Annotated in this window: 12 protein-coding genes; 10 read left to right on the top strand and 2 right to left on the bottom strand. The window is 62.6% G+C overall.

What is annotated here, in order from left to right; translation table 11 throughout:
• Window positions 1-22: 22 nt before the first annotated feature.
• Window positions 23-949 carry a LysR family transcriptional regulator gene (locus Q0030_RS23640; protein ID WP_298372211.1) on the bottom strand — a complete coding sequence of 309 codons (927 nt, stop codon included), beginning with the start codon at window positions 947-949 and terminating at the stop codon, window positions 23-25.
• Between the two features lie 283 nt (window positions 950-1,232).
• On the opposite strand from Q0030_RS23640, the gene Q0030_RS23635 reads away from it, so the two are divergent.
• The 3 genes from Q0030_RS23635 (at window position 1,233) to Q0030_RS23625 (ending at window position 2,912) form a co-directional block, all read left to right on the top strand.
• Complete coding sequence (locus Q0030_RS23635) at window positions 1,233-1,424, top strand: hypothetical protein (protein WP_212316658.1); 192 nt, start codon at window positions 1,233-1,235, stop codon at window positions 1,422-1,424.
• A 266-nt stretch (window positions 1,425-1,690) separates the two neighbouring features.
• Entirely contained in the window at window positions 1,691-1,900 is a 210-nt protein-coding gene (locus tag Q0030_RS23630; RefSeq protein ID WP_212316660.1) for a hypothetical protein, read from the top strand.
• Between the two features lie 97 nt (window positions 1,901-1,997).
• The gene (locus Q0030_RS23625; protein WP_298372203.1) at window positions 1,998-2,912 is read left to right on the top strand and encodes a DUF5996 family protein; all 915 of its coding nucleotides are present in this window, start codon (window positions 1,998-2,000) and stop codon (window positions 2,910-2,912) included.
• A 264-nt stretch (window positions 2,913-3,176) separates the two neighbouring features.
• Here Q0030_RS23625 and Q0030_RS23620 read toward each other — a convergent pair whose 3' ends face one another.
• A complete protein-coding gene (locus Q0030_RS23620) occupies window positions 3,177-3,929 on the bottom strand; it encodes an FCD domain-containing protein (RefSeq protein WP_298372200.1) in 753 nt (250 codons plus the stop codon).
• 125 nt (window positions 3,930-4,054) lie between these two features.
• On the opposite strand from Q0030_RS23620, the gene Q0030_RS23615 reads away from it, so the two are divergent.
• The 7 genes from Q0030_RS23615 to Q0030_RS23585 all read left to right on the top strand — a co-directional run bounded on the left by Q0030_RS23615 (window position 4,055) and on the right by Q0030_RS23585 (window position 14,262).
• Window positions 4,055-4,933 carry a fumarylacetoacetate hydrolase family protein gene (locus Q0030_RS23615; RefSeq protein ID WP_298372197.1) on the top strand — a complete coding sequence of 293 codons (879 nt, stop codon included), beginning with the start codon at window positions 4,055-4,057 and terminating at the stop codon, window positions 4,931-4,933.
• Window positions 4,934-5,123: 190 nt separating this feature from the next.
• Window positions 5,124-6,746 carry an FAD-dependent monooxygenase gene (locus Q0030_RS23610; protein ID WP_298372193.1) on the top strand — a complete coding sequence of 541 codons (1,623 nt, stop codon included), beginning with the start codon at window positions 5,124-5,126 and terminating at the stop codon, window positions 6,744-6,746.
• Window positions 6,743-7,948: an FAD-dependent monooxygenase gene (locus Q0030_RS23605; RefSeq protein ID WP_298372190.1), complete on the top strand. Its 1,206-nt coding sequence runs from the start codon at window positions 6,743-6,745 to the stop codon at window positions 7,946-7,948. The genes Q0030_RS23610 and Q0030_RS23605 overlap by 4 nt, the downstream gene beginning before the upstream one ends.
• Window positions 7,949-8,037: 89 nt before the next feature.
• Entirely contained in the window at window positions 8,038-8,820 is a 783-nt protein-coding gene (locus Q0030_RS23600) for a VOC family protein (protein ID WP_298372187.1), read from the top strand.
• Window positions 8,821-8,864: 44 nt separating this feature from the next.
• On the top strand, window positions 8,865-10,112 hold the full coding sequence (locus Q0030_RS23595; protein WP_298372184.1) for an ABC transporter substrate-binding protein: 1,248 nt from the start codon (window positions 8,865-8,867) through the stop codon (window positions 10,110-10,112).
• A 213-nt stretch (window positions 10,113-10,325) separates the two neighbouring features.
• The gene (locus tag Q0030_RS23590; RefSeq protein ID WP_298372181.1) at window positions 10,326-12,590 is read left to right on the top strand and encodes a fused MFS/spermidine synthase; all 2,265 of its coding nucleotides are present in this window, start codon (window positions 10,326-10,328) and stop codon (window positions 12,588-12,590) included.
• A 409-nt stretch (window positions 12,591-12,999) separates the two neighbouring features.
• Entirely contained in the window at window positions 13,000-14,262 is a 1,263-nt protein-coding gene (locus Q0030_RS23585) for a pilus assembly protein TadG-related protein (protein WP_298372178.1), read from the top strand.
• Window positions 14,263-14,316: the final 54 nt, after the last annotated feature.

Below are 14,316 nucleotides of genomic sequence, written 5' to 3'. Positions count from 1 at the left end.
AAAAGGCGCGGCCTGCCTCAGTCTACCGCACACTGCTTCCCGGTGATCGCATCTCGCCGACCATCATCCGCAGCAGCTGCATCGCGGCGGGCGGCAACGTACGTCCCTGACGCGAGACCACGTGGGTGCGGCCACGATGCAGCAGCGCGTTCTTCATCGGCAGCGCCACCACCTTGGCGGCGTCGGCCTCCGTCATCGCAAGGCGCGATGCCAGCGCATAGCCAAGTCCGGCGGTCACGAAATGGGCGAGCGCATCGAACGAGGCGGTCGTAAACGCGAAATCGAGGCGGACGCCCTCGCTGATTTCAGCGGCCTGGACATGCTGGCGCAGGCCGTAGTTCGGATGCATTGCGGCTCCCGGGTAGGGTGCGAGGTCGGCGAGCTTGAGCGGCCGACCGAGCTGGGTCAGCGGATGCCCGCGTGGCACCACGGCCTTGATCGGATGCGGCTGCGAATGATGCGAGCGCAGTCGATCGTCGCGAGGCGGATTGAACAGGACACCGATATGCGCGCGTTCTCCCACGACTTGCTGCACGATCTCGTCGGTGCTCCCGATGTCGAGGCTGATCGTGATCTTTGGGTGGGTTTGCATGAAGCGGCACAGGCTGCTCTTGGCCAGCCAGTCGACATAACCTTCGCCCGTCACGAGATCGATATGACCCGACTCGACCTTGCGGATGCTGTCCATCTGAGCGAGCAGCGCCTGTCGTTCGCCTTGCTGGCGGTGCAGGTAGGCGGCCAGCAGTTGGCCGGCGTCGGTCGGCGCAACGCCGCGGCCTCGCCGTTCGAGCAGGCGCGCGCCATACTCCCTCTCGAGCAGGCCGAGTGCACGGCTGACCGCCGAGGCATCCATGCCGAGCGCGCCGGCGGCGCCGCGCACGGAGCCGCTATTGAGCACCTCCATGAAATAGTGCAGTCGGCGCGGCTCCAGCTTGGCGTTCATCGGCATGGCCCTGATCATTGCAAACAGCGCAACGAATATTCAATTGCGCGGCCATTTATGCAAGCACGTCGGCGCGGGGTCGCGACAACGGAAGCATCGGGCGTTGGGTTCGCGATGCGCGATAGGCCGGTCCGTTAGGGCTCGGCAAACTTCGAAGCGATCCTGCCGCTGCGGGCCTATTGGGGCGCACCGCGGTAGAAACGCGATGCGTTTGTCTTCGGATTGTCGTTGCCGGGAGCATACGCTGAACTAGCATATCAAGGTGAGGTCGCAGTCCGGGAGGTGCTCTATGACGATGAATGAACTCGCTGACGCGCTCGAAAAGATCGATGAAGATGCGTTTGCCTCGTTCCTCCTGGAGTATGAGATCACACACGATGACGGACCCGAGGCCATGAAGACGATGATTGTCGAGGCGCTTCGGTTCGCGGACGCGCACGGCTTTCAGGCGCCCCGGCCGCCTCTCGACGAGGCCGACTAGGCTCGGGAAAAGTCCCTCTGCGGCAGAGATGCCGAGCGCGTGCATGCATCGCCGATGGACAGCCTGTCCTCGACGGCGCGGACAAAACGTCTGTCGTCGCGAGGCGCTACGCTGCCAAGCCATTGACATTGTTTCGGTGCTCAAGTTGGCGCATTCTTTGCCATCAGGACTTTCGACGCTCCGGCGGATCGGAACTCCTGTTGGTTCGAACAATCCAGTTGAGCGCGACGTTGAATGTCATTGATAGCGACATAGGAGGAACCTCAATGTCCAAGGATCATGACAAAGCCTCCCACGGATCACAGGACGCGCGGCGGCATAAGATCGACCATCAGACCCGAAACGAATGGCTTCACAGGGACGCTGGCCTTCAGGCCCTGTGGCAGGCCTCCGGGATGTCGCGGGACGAGTTCATCCAGCATAATGAAGGGGTAATCGACAAGGTCATAAGCGATAACCTTGATGCGAACCGCTAACTGGAAGCGGCGCATTGGAGCAGGCTACATGGCAGCGAAGGTTCGTTGAATCGAGCCAGCTGCCAGGCCGTCCAGGTGCCGTGTGTGAGGACACGCCATGACTGCTGGCAGCCGCACTTCCGATTTCTGGCCGGCGCTTTCCAGCCCGGCCTTCGCGCCCACGCGATATCTTCTGCACATGGCGTTGCAGGCGGTCGGCAAGCTGAAGCTCGCCGAACCGTTTCAGGCGCAATGGGCCGAGGTGCCATTGTGGCTCAGCGCGCGCGGGCTGACCACCGGCCCGATCCGTTATGCCGACGGTGTTTACGAGGTCCGCGCGGACTTCATCTCGCACGAGCTGCAGTGGCTCACGAGTTCGGGCGCATCCGGACAATTGCCGCTGCGGCCGACATCCGTTGCCGCGCTCGTGGATGCTCTGCTCGATCAGCTTCGTCACGCCGGCATTGACGCTTCGATCACCTTCCTGCCGCAGGAAGTGTCCGGTCCGATCCCGTTCAACGAGGACAAGGAACAGCGCCCGTACGATCGCGACCTGGTCAATGCGTGGTGGCGCATCCTCCTCGGCACGCAACGCGTCCTCCAGGTCTTTCAGGGCCGGTTCACGGGCAAGACGCAACCCATCGGCCTGATGTGGGGGACGCTGGATATTCGCGTGGTGTTCTACAACGGCAAGCCCGTCGCACCCGCGCAAGATATCGGCTTCATTCGGCGTAACGCGATGAATGCGGAGTTGATCGAGATGGGATGGTGGTCGGGCGATGCATCCTATCCAAGGCCGGCGTTCTACTCCTTCACGTACCCGCAACCGAAAGGCATCGAGAACGCCGAGGTCGGTCCGGCCGCCGCTCGCTGGGACACCGGCATGGGCGAGTTCCTGCTCGACTATGATGACCTGCGCCAGTCCGGCGAGCCCGAACGCGACCTGCTGACCTTCCTTGAGTCCACCTACCGCGCCGGCGCGACCACGGCAGGATGGGATCCGGGGCTATTGGGCAGCGGCCGTCCGGAGTGAAGCGCGATGACGGCGATCAGCACTGAGGCCAGATACCTGCGCGAGCCGTTATGGATTTCATGTAGAGACTGGACGCCGAACACGAGCTTTCGGCAGCGGCTCAGTTGGTGGGTTTCGGTGCAAAAGGCTCTATTATGCCTTATCTTTCAATAGGGATTGACTGACACTGTCTCCTCCACAGAACTCCTAGATCGACTTGTCGCTGCCATGGTCGGCGGCGGAGGATTTTGTCAGAGCATGCATGCGTCCACCGTCGACGTCGCGTCAGACGGGCGCGCCGCGTTTGCGCGGCTGGCTTTCAGGCAGGTGAGCCTCGCCTGATTTCGCGTTTACAGATCGCGGAGCCGGCTCGCTACCGACCAATACGGAATCGAGGATGACCTTCGTGGTCATTTGCAGGTGCTGGTTCATCAGCGTGACGGCGCGCTCGCTGTCCCGCGCCAAAGTGGCTTCCGCAATCTCCCGATGTTCCCTGTCCAGGTCTCTGTCCACCTTGGACAAAGGACCGGAAAACGCGCGGTAGCGTTCGGAGTGATTGTAAAGCGTCGCGCGCAAATGAAGCAGCCAGGGGCTGCCGCAGCCCGACGCGAGCGCTTCATGAAAAATCTCGTGAGCCCGCGAATATTCTTCGCTGTAGCGTCGCGCGGCCTTATCTGCCCATACCGGCGTGTGCGACAGGCGATGCAGCGCGGCGACCACCTGTGACTGCCACTCGATCCCGCCTTTCTCGATGGCACCCCGAAGGCACAGCGCCTCGATGCTGCATCGAACGTTTGTGAGGTCGCTGAGGGCGTCGACGGACAACGGCGCCACACGGAAACCTCGTTGCGGTTCGCTGACCACAAAACCCTCTGATGCGAGGCGCGACAGTGCCTCGCGCACGGCGCTCGAGCCGACCTCGAAGCGGCGGCACAGATCGTCGATCTTCAGCTTTTCTCCGGGCGCGAAGCGGCATGCCAGCAATTGCGAGCGAAGCTTCGCATAGGCCCCGTGGGTCAGACTCGTCGGTGATTCCATGGGCTTAGCCATAACAAAAGGGACGATCCGAGTCATTCAAAATATGCACGCTTTAAAGATAATGCATTTTTATTTGCAAAGTGCATTTTATGTGCTAGAGGAGACGAACACGGAGGAAACACCCCATGCGGTTCATCGCTTACGAAAGAAACGCGAGGCGTGGCCTCGCCGTGGCCGATCCGGCCGGTCGATATCGGGGACTTGATGACGGCGCAGCGCATGGCCGGCTCGAGCGCGCCGTCGCTAGCGGGCATGACGGACTGAAGGATCTCGCGGCGGCTCTCCTCACGGGCGAGCCGCTCGATCCGGAAGCCGTGACTTTCCTTCCTCCGCTGTCCTCACCCGGCAAGATCATCTGTGTTGGATTGAACTACGCGGACCACACCGCCGAAAGCAGCATCCAGCAACCTGACTACCCCACGCTGTTCGGCCGGTTCTCGTCGAGCCTCATTGGGCACGGTGCGCCGATCGTGCGGCCGAAGGTCTCGGCAGCGCTCGACTATGAGGGCGAGCTTGTCGCAGTCATCGGGCGGGGCGGTCGCCATATCCCTCAGTCTGCGGCGCTCGATCATGTCGCCGGCTATTCGATCTTCAATGACGGCACGATCCGGGATTATCAGTTCCGGACGCCGCAATGGACCATGGGCAAGAACTTCGACGGGACTGGTGCGTTCGGACCCGCGCTCGTGACGGCCGACGAACTTCCGCCCGGTGCCGGTGGCCTGACGCTCGAGACGCGGTTGAACGGCACGGTGATGCAGAAGACGTCGACCTCCCATCTCATCTTCGATGTCGCAACGTTGGTCGCGCTGATCAGCGAGGGTATAACGTTGTATCCGGGAGATCTGATCGTGACCGGCACGCCGTCCGGCGTTGGCGCAGCCCGCAAGCCGCCTCTCTACATGAAGCCCGGCGACGTGTGCGAGATCGAGATCGAGGGATTGGGGATCCTCCGCAATCCGATCGTGCAAGAGGGCGATGATGCGGTACGCGCAGCTGCCTGACCTTCGCCGGCGTCGCTGCGCGCGGCCGCGAACGGACGTCGTATCGATCGCCAGGAGGATGAAAGCTTGGCCGAGGTCGATACGCACAGTGCCCGGACTTGAGGGAGTCGATCAGGCCAGATCTTGATCTGGCGTGGTGCGGAAGCGGCAACACAAAATAATCCGCCGCCGGTCCTTATGGGAGGAAAGAATGAAATCGGTTCCGGTTTTGATTGCAGGTGGCGGTCCCGTCGGGATGACGCTTGCGAATGTGTTGGCCCATTTCGGCATTCGCTCCATGCTGGTCGAGCGGAATGCGACGACGACCCGTCATCCGAAGATGGACATCACCAATAGCCGCAGCATGGAGCTGTTCCGCCGGTTCGGCCTGTCGGACGCGTTGCGAAAGGTCGCGGTAGCGGAAGATCATCCCTTCGACGTCTCCTGGATCACGAGTCTTGCTGGATATGAGCTGTATCGCTTCCGCTACATGAGCCCGAGCGCGTTTCGAAAGCACAGCCGAACCAGGAACGACGGCACCCAGCCGCTCGAACCGCCGATGCGCGTTTCGCAGGTCGAGATCGAACCTGTTCTGAAGAAGGCCATCGACGCCCGTCCGGAAGTCGAGGTGCGGTTCGGCGTCGCCTTTGAAAGCTTTGAAGCGAAGGACGATGGCGTCGTTGCGACATTGCGGGAGCAGGGGAGTGGCGCGCAAGAGCAGGTCAGCTGTCAGTATCTCATCGGTTGCGACGGCGGCTCCAGCCGCGTTCGCGCGGGATTGGGGATCGGGCTGGAGGGGCAGTCGCGCGTCGGCGAGCTCTACATGATCCACTTTCGATCGACGGAGCGCGACCTGTTGCAGCGCTGGGGTGTCGCCTGGCACTACCAATCGCCGCTCGGAACCATGATTGCCCAGAACGATGATGATATCTGGACGGTGCATGTTCCCGTGCTTCCCGGCCAGGACTCGACCAAGCTCGATCCACGCGCGCTGGTCGAGGCCTATGCCGGCCGGCCGTTTGCGTTCGAGATTCTGGTCGCGAACGCCTGGACACCTCATCTCGTGGTCGCCGAATCCTATGGCAAGGGACGGGTCCTTCTCGCAGGCGACTCCGCGCATCAGTTCATCCCGACCGGCGGCTACGGGATGAACTCCGGGGTCGGCGACGCCATCGACCTCGGCTGGAAACTGGCTGCGACGCTGCAAGGCTTCGGCGGGCCCGGCCTGCTCGCTTCATACGAAGTCGAGCGGCGCCCCGTGGCCGCACGAAATCGCGACGCGTCCGGCCGCCACATGCAAGTGCGAATGCAGATTGCCGAAGCCTACGGAAACCTGCTCGAAGGCGACAACAGCGAAAATCCGGTGCGTCGCGCCGAAGTCGGCGCGGAGCTTGCCAGGCTCGGCAACGCAGAGAACGAATGTTTCGGGATCGAGCATGGCTTTGTCTACGAGGGATCGCCGATCGTCGCCGATGGCGCGACCACTGCATTTCCGTTCGATCCGGTCGTCTACAAGCCGACGACCACGCCCGGTGCCCGCCTGCCCAGCACGTTCCTGAAGGACGGGACGGCGCTCTACGATCGGCTGGGTCAGTATTTCACGCTGATCGATTTCCGCGGCGCCGACCTGTCGCCCTTCGTCGACGCTGCGGCGCGACGGCGGATTCCGCTGTCGATCCTGCAACTCGACGAGCCCGATCTGAAGGGTGTCTATGGTCGCGACATGCTGCTCGTGCGCCCCGACCATCACATCGCGTGGCGCGGAACGGGCGGCAAGGCACCCAATGCAGACGCGATCCTCGCGACGACTCTCGGTTGGGGAGGCGAGCGGTGAAGCGGCCGCTGCATGCCCTCGTGATCGGCGCCGGCATCGGGGGCACGGCCGCTGCCATTGCGCTGCGCCGCGCTGGTCTCGACGTTTCCCTGTTCGAGCAGACGATGGCGCAACGCGAGGTCGGCGCCGGCATCCAGATCAGCCCCAACGCCTCCCGGTTGCTTCGCCGCTACGGGCTTGGCGACGCCATGGCGCGCGCAGCCGTTCGCCCTGCCGCGGTGGTATTTCGTCGCTGGCAGGAAGGCCGGGTCCTGGGGCGCGAGGAATTGGGCGATGCCCTCGAGCACCGTTACGGTTCGCCCTACTACCATTTCCACCGGGCGGACCTCATCGCCGTTCTGGCGGACGCGTTCGGTCCCAAGGAAATCAAGCTCGGACGGCGTCTGATCAATGTCGACCAAGACGACAGCGGCGTGACCGCGCATTTTGAGGATGGCACGTCCGCGCGCGGCGATCTCCTGATCGGGGCCGACGGCATCCACTCCAGGGTTCGCGAGTGTCTGTTCGGCGAGGAGAAGCCGAGGTTCTCGGGGCAGATCGCGTACCGCGGGCTCGCGCCTGTGGAACGCGTCGCGCATCTCGGCCTGCCGCTTGACGTCACGAACTGGGTGGGGCCGGGCGGACATTTCGTCCACTACTTCGTCGCCGCTGGTCGCTTCCTGAATTTTGTCGCGGTGAGCGAAGCGGCGACCTGGACGCGGGAGCAGTGGTCCGACCGCGGTTCGATCTCCGATGCCGTCAAGATCTATGAAGGGTGGCACCCGCAGATTGCGACAATTCTCAACGCGGTCGATGAGACGTTCAAGTGGGCGCTGTTCGATCGCAATCCATTCCCGGAATGGACGCGAGGGCGTGTCGCGCTCCTCGGGGACGCGTGTCATCCCATGCTGCCGTTCATGGCACAAGGTGCCGCACAGGCCATCGAGGACGGCGCGGCACTGGCGGCCTGCCTGAAACACACCGCCTTCGACATTCCGTCTGCGTTCCGGGCTTACGTCACGTTGCGCAAGCCGCGTGCAACCGAGGTGCAGGAAAGATCTCGCGCCAATTCCGTGAGCTTCCATATGCCGGATGGACCGCAGCAGGTCGAGAGGGATCTCGTCCTCGCCACGCGAGGCGTGCGCGGCAGCCCTGAGGCAATGAACAGACTTTATGGCTACGACGCAGAAGCCGTCGCGACGACGCTGGAGGAAAAAATATGACCTGCGCTTTTCAAATCGCCTATGTCGATCTCGATACGCATGCCGCAGAACAGGAGCTCGCCTATTATGATCAAGTGATCGGCGCAACTGTGACCGAGCGCGGCTCCGACGGCCGTACCTATTTCAGCCTCGGTGTCGATCACCACAACATCACGATCAAGCCGGCGTCCGATAAACGCCTCACTGCGCTTGGCCTGAGGATCGGCCAAGAGGCGGTCGACGAGACGATCCGCTCACTGCGCGATCTCGGACTATCTGCGGAAAGGAAGAGCGACGCGCGGCCGGGCGTTCCGGAGTTGGTGGAGGTCGTCGTTGCTGGGCACATGCTCCACCTCGTGCCGGAGATGGCCATGCCCGGCCCCGGCTTCCGCACCTCGGGCGTCGTCCCGACGCGCCTCGGACATGTCGCCCTGATGGCGCCGGAGGCCGACAAGCTCATCAAATTCTGTTCGGCGATCGGGTTTCATGCGACCGATTGGTTCGAGGGAATAGCCACGTTCCTGACCTGCAACCGCGATCATCACGTGCTCAATATCATCGCGGCACCGGAGGCGCGCGTTCATCACCTCGCCTTTGAGCTGCGCAGCCGCGCCGCGCATCACGATGCCGCGGATTTTCTGGCGACGACAGGACATCCGATGCTCTGGGGCCCGTCGCGGCACACCGCGGGCCACAACCTTGCTTCCTACCACTACGACCCCAGTCGCTTTCTGATCGAGCTCTACTCCGACATGGACGTGCTCGTTCCAGAACTCAATATTTTCGAGCCGCGGCCGTGGCACGAGGCATTTCCCCAACGTCCTCGCGTGTGGACGATCGATCAGCTGACGACGTGGGGAACCCGCTTCGAGTTCGACCTGAAGACGGCGTAGCGCCCGGCCGCTTGCCGATCGAAAATCAAATCGCGAGGAAAGAGATGCCACGGCACGCGCGCGAGGCGAGATCCGCTTGTTTGGGTGTCGCGCTGACGATCCTCTCCGGCCTGGCCGTTGCGGCGCAAGGTTCGGCTCACGAGGAGAAGCGCTACGATACCGGCGCATCCGATACAGCGATCAGGATCGGCAACACGGCTCCCTATAGCGGGCCGCTCTCCTCGAATGGCATCATCGCCAGAACGGAAGCCGCCTACTTCAAGATGATCAACGATCAAGGCGGGGTGAACGGCCGCAAGATCGAGTTCATCTCCTATGATGATGCCTATAGTCCCCCGAAGACCGTGGAGCAGACCCGCAAGTTGATCGAGAGCGACGAGGTGCTGCTGCTCTTCAATCAGCTCGGTACGCCGACCACCATGTCGGTCATCAAATATGTCAACGCCAGGAAGGTGCCGCAGCTGTTTATCGCGGCCGGCGCAACCGTCTTCGGTGATCACAAGGCATATCCCTGGTCGATGGGCTTCCAGCCGAGCTACCAGAGCGAAACGCGCATCTACGGAAAATACCTGCGCGAAAACTATCCCGACGGAAAGATTGCCGTTCTGTCGTCCAATGACGACTTCGGACGGGACAACATCAAGGGGTTGAAAGACGGTTTGGGCGAAGCGGCCGGCAACATCGTCGCCGAGGTCACCTACGAGACAAGCGCGCCGACGATCGATTCCGAGCTTGTGAAGCTGAAATTCTCGGGCGCGAACATCTTCGTCAATTTCGGCTCCGCGAAATTCGCGGCCCAAGCCATCAAGAAGGCGGCAGAGATCGGCTGGAAGCCCGTGCAGATCCTGCATGGAAACTCGCAGTCGATCAGCGCCGTCCTGAAGCCTGCCGGCCTCGAGAACGCCAGGGACATCATCACCGCAGGTTACAGCAAGGACCCCGCGGATGCGGCCTGGAAGGATGACCCCGGCTTGAAGAAATTCTCCGATTTCGTGGCGAAACACATGCCGGGCGAGGACCAAGACAACTCTTACGTGGTCTATGGATACAACGCCGCGCAGGCCCTGGTTGACGTGCTCAAGCAATGCGGGGATGACCTGACGCGCGCCAACGTCATGAGGCAGGCCGAGGCTCTGAACGGAGCTCACCTCGACATGCTGCTTCCGGATATTGCGTTGACGACGTCGCCAAGCGACCACTACCCGATCGAGCGAATGCAATTGCAGAAGTTCGACGGGCAGAACTGGGTGCGATTTGGCTCCGGCGTTGAAGGGACGCTGGACAAGAAATGAACGGCCATCGGCAAGAGGATCCTGCCGGTAGGCAAAACTGCATTTCCGGCAATGGCCCAGTTGGTGGGTTCCCGGCAGCTCGACAATTGCGTTGTCTTTCAACGAGATTGCCGAGCCCTTTCTCCGCCGCCGATACGCGCTCCCTGAACTGCGATTAACCCTTGTTTAGGCGTGGCTAACTACCTTGCAAGCAAAGATTGCAGGGGCCAACGAATGTCACTTTTTGAGAACGCGCCGGATTCCACGCTTCCAGAGGTATCGCGTTCCGCCGATGATACGCGCCTGCTGCCGGTCCTCAGCGTCGCGACGCTGTTCGTATCCGCGCTGCTGCTGTTCCTGATTCAGCCGATGTTTGCAAAAATGGTGCTGCCGAAGCTCGGTGGCGCGCCTTCGGTCTGGTCGGTGGCGATGGTGTTCTTCCAAGCCGTCCTGCTCGCCGGCTATGCTTATGCACATCTGCTCGGCCGGTTGTTCGGGCCGCAGCGCGCGGGGCTCGTCCACCTGCTCCTGCTCGCCGTCACGGCCATGACCTTGCCGATCGCGATCGCGCCCAATTGGGGTGCGCCACCCGCAGATGGAACCGCGCTCTGGCTGTTCGGGCTGTTCGCCGCGTCAATCGGCCTGCCGTTCTTCGCGTTGTCGGCCAGCGCCCCGTTGCTGCAGAGTTGGTTCGCTGCAAGCGGCCATCGTGATGCCGACAATCCCTATGTGCTCTATGCCGCGTCGAATCTTGGCTCGTTCGCGGCTCTGTTTGCCTATCCTGTCGTTGTCGAGCCACTGCTGGCGCTGAATATGCAGGCGAGTATCTGGTCGGTCGGCTTTGCGGTCCTGGCGCTGCTCGTCACGGCGGTTGCCTTCGTGCTCGGACGAGGCGATGGCACCGTGAGCGTGACACCGTCGCCGGAGACATCGATCATCAGCGTGGCCGACAGGCTGCTGTGGATCGCGCTTGCGGCCGTTCCATCGGGGCTCGTCATCGCGGTGACCGCGTATCTGACGACCGACGTTGCGGCAGCGCCCTTTCTCTGGGTCATTCCGCTGGCGCTCTATCTGTTCACCTTCGTTGTCGTGTTCCGCGATCGGCCGTGGATCAGCCACGCGACCGTGGTGCGCCTGGTTCCGTTCGCCGTGGCGCCCCTTGCGATCAGTCTGGTTGGCGCCAAGGTGTTCTGGTTCACGACGATCGTGCTCCACCTCGTCGTGTTCACGCTGTTGGCGCTGCTCTGTCATGGCGAGCTCTATGCCCGGCGTCCGCACCCGCAACGCCTGACGGAGTTCTTCCTGTGCACCTCGTTCGGCGGAGTGCTGGGCGGCGCCTTCGCGGGACTGCTGGCGCCGCAGATTTTTTCCGGCAACTACGAGTATCCGATCCTGATCGCGCTCGCATTGCTGGCGCTGCCCGGCATGTTCGCGGGCGGTGCGCGCCAGGCGCTGATCAAGGCGTCGCCATGGCTGGCAGTGGCGATCGCGCTTGCCATGGTCTGGTACGTGACCCAGCTGCAGCTCCCGGCCTCCGTCGAGTTGCCGTTCAAGGGCCTGTTGATCCTGCTCACAGCCTGCATGCTGTTTCTGCGGCAGCGGCCGGTGACATTCGCCGGATTGGCGGTCACCGGCCTGATGCTGACGACGTTCTGGCGTCCCGGCATGGCCCCGATCGAGACCGCACGCAGCTTCTTCGGGGTCCATACCGTGGTCGACCTCGCGGATGGCCGCGCGCGGCTGCTGTTCCACGGCAATACGATGCATGGCGCAGAGCGGTTGCGGAACGACGACGGTACTCCGGTCGAGGGAGCGCCTCAGCCTCAGAGCTACTACTATCCGGGCAGCCCGCTGGCCGAAGGGGTTGCGGCGGCACGCAGCGCCCAGAGTGGCTTTGGACGGGTTGCGGTCGTCGGTCTCGGCACCGGCACGCTCGCCTGCCTCCGTCGCGGCGCAGAGAACTGGACCTTCTTCGAGATCGATCCCGAGGTGATCCGGATCGCGAGCAATCCAACCTTCTTCACGTTCCTGTCGCGCTGCGCGCCGAAGGCCGGCCTCGTGCTCGGCGATGCGCGTCTCACACTGCAGGCTTCACTCGATCGCTACGACCTGATCGTCCTGGACGCCTTCTCGTCCGACAGCATTCCGGTCCACCTGCTGACGCGTGAAGCGATCGCTGGCTATGTGTCGAAACTGGCGCCGCACGGGATCATCCTCGTGCATATCTCCAACCGGCATCTCGATCTCGCGCCGATCATGGCGAATGTCGCGCAGTCCCAGGGGTTGACCGCACTCTTCAAGGAAGCGCATCCCGCCGGCGACGTGATGACCACGCTCAGGACGGCGTCCCGGGTGGTGATGCTTGCGCGCACGTCTGACGATGTCGGCGAGGCGGCCCGGCATTGGGCCGCCATGTCGCCGGATCCGGCCAGTGCACTCTGGACGGACGATTACTCGAATCTCCTTGGCCCCATGCTGCGGGCGAAGTTCGGCTTCTGAACGCGGGTCGAAGCTGCACGCAGCCGTCTTTTCCGGTGACGCTTGCTGCGGCACGACAGAGGATTGTCATCACCCGCTTTCGCGAATGCGGCTGATCCAGTACCCCGCGGCCTCTCCGCTCAAGCACAAGCGCCTCTGGGATACTGGATCGCCCGGTCGAGCCGGGCGATGACAGTGTGTTGCATGGCAACGACGATGGTGGCTTAGGCCGCCGCCGTCGCCGCACGCTCAATCGGCAAGCCCGGATTGGCTAAAGGAGTGTTAAGAGCCATGTCCGTTTTTCGTCGATCGCGCAGAACTGACATTAAATTTTCACGCTGTAGGAATCGGGGAACCTTGCCACAAGCGGCGTGAGGACAACATGACAGCCTTCATCACTTGGAAGGCGGAAGTTGGAATATCCTCGCAAATGAGGTCGGCACCGGATGAGTGCCGAGCGTGCCCGGACGGTCTTCTGAAGCGCTTTGCGCGCGACCAGTCCGGCAGCTACGCAATTATCATCGCCTTGCTGATGCCAGTCCTGGTCGGAACCGCAGGACTCGGTACCGAGGTCGCGTGGTGGTTCTACAAGCATAAGAACATGCTGAGTGCGGCCGACTCGGCGGCTGTCAGTGCAGCCACCGCCGGTACCAATTTCGCGACCGAGGCCAACGCCATTACGACGTTCTATGGCTACGCGAACGGGATCGGCAACGTCACCGTCACTGTGAACCAGCCGCCTTCCACGGGAAGCTTCACTTCCAGCTCCCAGGCGGTCGAAGTCATCATCACCCAGCCGCAAGCGCGGCTAATGTCGGCGTTGTTTGGCTCCGGAGCGGTGCCGGTCACGGCCCGTGCCGTCGCACTGGGCAATGTCGGAACGGGCTGCGTGCTGGCGCTCGACCCGACCGCCAATCCTGCCGTGACGGTGAAGGGCAGCACCCAGCTCAACCTGATCAATTGCAACCTCTATGACAACTCCAACGGTAGCACGGCACTCAATGTCAGCGGGTCGGCCACGATATCCGCGGCCATGGTCGGGATCGTCGGCGGGGTTTCCGGCGCGAGCAGCATCACGGCGACCAATGGTGTTCGGACCGGCATCAGGGCGATCGCCGATCCCTATGCCAACGTCACGCCCACGATGCCGACATGGTGCGACTACTCGAACAAGTTCAACGTGAAGGGGACGACGACCCTCAGTCCGGGCAGCTATTGCGGTGACATCTCGGTGGCCGCGGGTGCCACGCTGACATTCAATCCCGGGATTTACTATTTCAACGGCGCGAACCTGTCGGTGGCCGGCAACGCTACGATCACGGGAACGGGCGTCACTCTGGTGTTTACCGGCTCGAGCGGCAACTGGGGCTCGGCGACGATCGGAAGCAACGCCAATGTCAGCCTCACGGCGCCGACGAGCGGAACGACCGCTGGAATCGCGATCTATGGCGACCGGAAGATGCCGGTCGGCACCAGCTTCAGCTTGACGGGCGGCGGTACGCAAAATCTGCAGGGAGCGGTCTACCTGCCGAAAGGGGCGCTGAGCTTCAGTGGCGGCAACGGCACGAGCACGACATGTACGCAAATCATCGCCGACACGGTCTCGATCGTCGGAAATTCCAATGTCCAGGTCAATTGCGCTGCGATGGGCGGCAATGCCATCGGTACGGCGACAGCGCAGCTTGTCGAGTAAGCGGGAGTGATGAGATGAAAACGGACACGACAGGTGGTGAGCGCCGTTCTCAGC

It is taken from the genome of uncultured Bradyrhizobium sp., from assembly GCF_947648125.1.
Lineage (GTDB): Bacteria > Pseudomonadota > Alphaproteobacteria > Rhizobiales > Xanthobacteraceae > Bradyrhizobium.
This window is presented reverse-complemented; position numbering and strand designations above follow the sequence as displayed.

Excerpts from the sequence above, each read along its gene's own strand:
- Q0030_RS23630 (WP_212316660.1), top strand. The coding sequence starts at position 1,691 with ATGTCCAAGGATCATGACAAAGCCTCCCACGGATCACAGGACGCGCGG.
- Q0030_RS23620 (WP_298372200.1), bottom strand. The coding sequence starts at position 3,929 with ATGGAATCACCGACGAGTCTGACCCACGGGGCCTATGCGAAGCTTCGC.
- Q0030_RS23590 (WP_298372181.1), top strand. The coding sequence starts at position 10,326 with ATGTCACTTTTTGAGAACGCGCCGGATTCCACGCTTCCAGAGGTATCG.
- Q0030_RS23595 (WP_298372184.1), top strand. The coding sequence starts at position 8,865 with ATGCCACGGCACGCGCGCGAGGCGAGATCCGCTTGTTTGGGTGTCGCG.
- Q0030_RS23585 (WP_298372178.1), top strand. The coding sequence starts at position 13,000 with ATGAGGTCGGCACCGGATGAGTGCCGAGCGTGCCCGGACGGTCTTCTG.
- Q0030_RS23640 (WP_298372211.1), bottom strand. The coding sequence starts at position 949 with ATGCCGATGAACGCCAAGCTGGAGCCGCGCCGACTGCACTATTTCATG.
- Q0030_RS23635 (WP_212316658.1), top strand. The coding sequence starts at position 1,233 with ATGACGATGAATGAACTCGCTGACGCGCTCGAAAAGATCGATGAAGAT.
- Q0030_RS23625 (WP_298372203.1), top strand. The coding sequence starts at position 1,998 with ATGACTGCTGGCAGCCGCACTTCCGATTTCTGGCCGGCGCTTTCCAGC.
- Q0030_RS23615 (WP_298372197.1), top strand. The coding sequence starts at position 4,055 with ATGCGGTTCATCGCTTACGAAAGAAACGCGAGGCGTGGCCTCGCCGTG.
- Q0030_RS23610 (WP_298372193.1), top strand. The coding sequence starts at position 5,124 with ATGAAATCGGTTCCGGTTTTGATTGCAGGTGGCGGTCCCGTCGGGATG.